2 protein-coding genes and 1 pseudogene are annotated in these 4469 nt (G+C 38.7%); 2 read left to right on the forward strand and 1 reads right to left on the reverse strand.

Annotation, left to right across the window (positions count from 1 at the left end; all coding sequences use genetic code 11):
- Nucleotides 1-347, reverse strand: a pseudogene (locus tag LMB56_RS02065) (hypothetical protein); the annotation flags it as partial.
- Between LMB56_RS02065 and LMB56_RS02070 the strand changes: the two are divergent.
- On the forward strand, nt 346-1257 hold the full coding sequence (locus LMB56_RS02070) for an LPXTG cell wall anchor domain-containing protein (RefSeq protein ID WP_229283307.1): 912 nt from the start codon (nt 346-348) through the stop codon (nt 1255-1257). The pseudogene LMB56_RS02065 and the gene LMB56_RS02070 overlap by 2 nt on opposite strands.
- A gap of 291 nt (nt 1258-1548) precedes the next feature.
- Nucleotides 1549-4469, forward strand: a 2921-nt coding sequence (locus LMB56_RS02075; protein WP_229287859.1) for a serine-rich glycoprotein adhesin, incomplete at its 3' end; no start/stop codon positions are given.

A 4469-nucleotide genomic window follows, 5' to 3' on the forward strand; every position in this document is an offset into this window, starting at 1 on the left:
TCAATGAGCGAAAGCTTAAGTAACTCAGTAAGCATGAGCGAAAGCTTAAGTAACTCAGTAAGCATGAGCGAAAGCTTAAGTAACTCCGTTTCAATGAGTGAAAGCCTCAGCAACTCGGTATCAATGAGTGAGAGTTTGAGTAACTCCGTTTCCATGAGCGAGAGCTTAAGCAACTCGGTATCAATGAGCGAAAGCTTGAGTAACTCAGTCTCAATGAGTGAAAGCTTAAGTAACTCAGTCTCAATGAGCGAAAGCCTCAGCAACTCGGTATCAATGAGTGAAAGTTTGAGTAACTCTGTTTCAATGAGCGAAAGCTTAAGTAACTCAGTATCGATGAGTGATAGCATGAATAACTCATTTGTTAAGAGCACTAGTACAAATGATGCAACGAGTTACAGCTTAGATTCATTCCCATTATCTGGAATAATCAGTATAAGCACATCAGTATCTCAAAGCGGTAGTGCATCAGTCTCAATGAGTGAGAGTGCTTCCCAATCAACGAGTCTAAGTGAATCAGTTTCAACATCCTTGAGTGCAAGCAGTTCTACTTCCGCATCACTAAGTTCAAGCGAAAGTGCCTCAATTTCAGCAAGCGCCAGTGCAAGTATTTCCGCTTCAATTAGTGCATCGCTTTCCACATCATTGAGTACAAGTGAATCAGTCTCTGCATCGATTAGTGGTTCAAACTCAACTAGTGATTCACCAGTAAACCCACATCCGGATAATCCATCTGAATCAATCAGTGATTCTGAATCAATGTCAATTAGCACTAGCGAATCAATTTCAGTAAGTGCAAGTGGTTCTGCTTCTATTAGTGATAGTGGATCTACTTCATTAAGTGCTAGCGACAGTACTTCAACTTCTATGAGTGGTTCTTCGTCTAATGGATCTGAATCTACTAGTGGTAGTCAATCACCAGTAACGCCATTCCCTGACAATAGTGGTTCTACTTCGATGTCAACAAATGGTTCTGGAAATGGTTCAATTTCGTTGAGCTTGAGTATCACTAACAGTACAAACGCTGCTAGTCTTGAAAATACAAGTGCTTCTGTAACTGATAAGCACATGACTGTTGACTTAACTGCTCAAAACTCTGTCGAAAACGGCAATGCAAATAAGCCAAGTCAGCAAAACAAGCGGCTTCCACAAACTGGTAATGCTAGTCAAACAACGGCTGAATTACTTGGTTTGATGTCATTAGAAGCAGTCTTACTCTTGCTGATTGCTAAGAAGAAAAAGAATAGTGAAGATAAATAATTTAACTGTCTGAGCTAAAACTAAAAACAGCTCCTAAGTTGGAATTTCCAGCTTGGGGGCTGTTTTTGTGTAACAGGTAGATGTTTTTTGATGAATTATAATTGAAATAATATCCCCTTAAATAATTATCACCTGATTATAAATGAATTAATTTAAATAATCCTTATTTTATATAGATTTTAACTGCTAATTATTTTATTTCTTACAAATAATGTTGTACACTTTTTCATGAAGATATTATTTATAAATTATCGTTAGATTTATATAAGTATTCGAAGAGGTGGATTAAGCATGACTAGACATAATAAAGAACAAGAAGATAAAAGTAAGGTAAAACTATATAAAACAAAACATGGTTGGTTTAGCGCATTGACGCGTTTTTTTAAAATCTTTGCATTTAGATCGAAGAAAGAAGTTAAACCAACTAATTTTAATGATTTAGATTCGTTAAAAGATAATCAATCAGATCCAACAGATGCTTATAAAAAGGGAGCCGCTACTGTTGCGACATTGTTTGGCGTCGGTGCAGCGGGAGCGGTTAGTCCGACTGAGGCCCACGCGGCTACGACCACTGTTGATCAAAAATCACAGGTTATTGGGTCAGGTTCAGTTTCGACAAGTGCTTCTGGGAGTACCTCAACCAGTCAGGTGACCACCTCAACTAGTGGCTCGACCATTAACACTTCAACAAGTACTTCAACCTCGGATGTAAAATCTACATCTAGCTCAACGTCTACTAGCAATTCCACGACTACGAGTACTTCGGGTTCAACTAGCCAGTCAACTGCTTCCACTAGTGAGTCTGCTCTTAGCCAATCGAATAGCACTTCAATGGCATCGGGGACAACTGCAAATGGAGCGTCTACTTCAACGACAACGAGTACGATAAATAGTACTAACGCTAGTCAAAACACAAGTAGTTCCATGGCTGCATCAACTACTATTCTCAATAATGAGACCCTTAACAACTCTCTTGGTACTACGACTAGTTCCGTAACCAATCCTAATGCAGATTATATAAATGCTAATACCAAAGTTAACGCAACAAATCTTACAAATGCTGCGATCTTAACTAATTTAAAAGCAAATTTTGTCCAAGTAAATGCTGAAAATACCGCTGAAGTAAGTAACAGCACCGAATTTCAAAATGCCCTTAATAATTCAAACATCAGTGTTATTCAGTTAACAGCTGACATTGATTTAGGTCAGTCTGGAATGGGTAATCTCCAAATTCCACCTCGTGATCTTACAATTGATGGTGGAAACCATTCCCTTAATTTAGGTAATAACTGTATTTGGCTAAATAACACTACTGCGGGTACAAAGACCACAACGACTGTTAAAGACCTTAATCTTTATACCGCTAACTTTCGTGGTGGTTTTGCCCTTACCGGTAATGGGGCTGAGACTCTAATTTATGATAATGTTCATGCTGTTGGTGGAGCAGCCGTGATGGCAGATACTTTTGCCCCCAGTGGTAATTTAAAGACCTTTGAAATTCAAGGTCATACAACGATCGATGGAGTCAGCTCATACCAATATAATGGCACTACTTATTCCACCAGTTCAGCTAATTTTGTCGGATATAGCACCTTGATATATGCCGGAAATGACTTGATTATTGATGACAATGCAAGTTTGGTTGTTAATAATAGTATGTCCCCGTATGATGTGGCAATGTTAGCCAATAACGGCGAACATGCAGTTAAAGTTGGCGAGAATGCGACATTAACAATTAATAATACTTATAATTATTCTGGAGGCCAAATTTGGAATAATGTTGGGAATATTGCCCTAACTAATCAAGACGGTAAATTTATTGCGGGGGCAAACTCCCATATCAACTTGAGTACTAGTGGTACAAACGTTTACTTTGCTAATGGCTGTAATAATAACACTGTTAATTTTGAACAGGGGACTAATACCACATTTTCTGGCAACTTAAACTTCTACTTCGGTGGCTCTGGCAATACTGTTAATATTAATGATCCAGCTCATGTAATTTTAAATACTACAACCGGTACAACTTTCTCCACTAATTCTTCAAATGTTACGATAAATGCTAATAATACCAACGTTATCGTAACGCATAATGGAGTAACGACAGAATCAAATTACTTCATGAATAATCAAAGTACCGTTAACGGAACTACTTATACCATTGAAACTACGACTGGTGAACAAAATGATGGAAAGACACCAGTTAAGAACGTAATGGCTGATATTAATAAAACAGGTACTACTAGGGTTGAATATACGAGTGGTTCAGAACATTCAGAAAGTATAAGTGCATCAGTAAGTAATTCTGCGTCAACTCAAGAAAGCATTTCAGGAAGTATTAGTCATTCAATTGAAACATCAATAAGTGAAAGTCGAAGCGGTTCAGCATCGTTAAGCGAGAGTGCATCGAATTCAGCATCATTGAGTGAAAGTCGAAGCGGTTCAGCATCGTTAAGCGAGAGTGCATCGAATTCAGCATCATTGAGTGAAAGTCGAAGCGGTTCGGTATCGTTAAGCGAGAGTGTGTCAAATTCAACATCATTGAGTGAAAGTCGAAGTGGCTCAGTATCGTTAAGCGAGAGTGCATCAAATTCAACATCATTGAGTGAAAGTCGAAGTGGCTCAGCATCGTTAAGCGAGAGTGCATCGAATTCAACATCATTGAGTGAAAGTCGAAGTGGCTCGGTATCGTTAAGTGAGAGTGCATCAAATTCAACATCATTGAGTGAAAGTCGAAGCGGTTCAGCATCGTTAAGCGAGAGTATATCGAATTCCGTATCGATGAGTGAGAGCTTAAGTAACTCGGTATCAATGAGCGAAAGCTTGAGTAACTCAGTCTCAATGAGTGAGAGCATGAGTAACTCAGTAAGCATGAGTGAGAGTTTGAGTAACTCAGTAAGCATGAGTGAAAGCTTAAGCAACTCGGTATCAATGAGTGAGAGTTTAAGTAACTCAGTCTCAATGAGCGAAAGCTTAAGTAACTCAGTAAGCATGAGTGAAAGCTTAAGCAACTCGGTATCAATGAGTGAGAGTTTAAGTAACTCCGTTTCAATGAGTGAGAGTTTGAGTAACTCAGTCTCAATGAGCGAGAGCTTAAGTAACTCCGTTTCAATGAGTGAGAGTTTAAGTAACTCCGTTTCAATGAGCGAAAGCTTAAGTAACTCCGTTTCAATGAGTGAGAGTTTGAGTAACTCAGTAAGCATGAGTGGAAG

The organism is Limosilactobacillus reuteri (assembly GCF_020785355.1).
Classification (GTDB): domain Bacteria; phylum Bacillota; class Bacilli; order Lactobacillales; family Lactobacillaceae; genus Limosilactobacillus; species Limosilactobacillus reuteri_I.

Coding starts and splice junctions, on each gene's coding strand:
- LMB56_RS02070 (WP_229283307.1), top strand. CDS start 346: ATGAATAACTCATTTGTTAAGAGCACTAGTACAAATGATGCAACGAGT.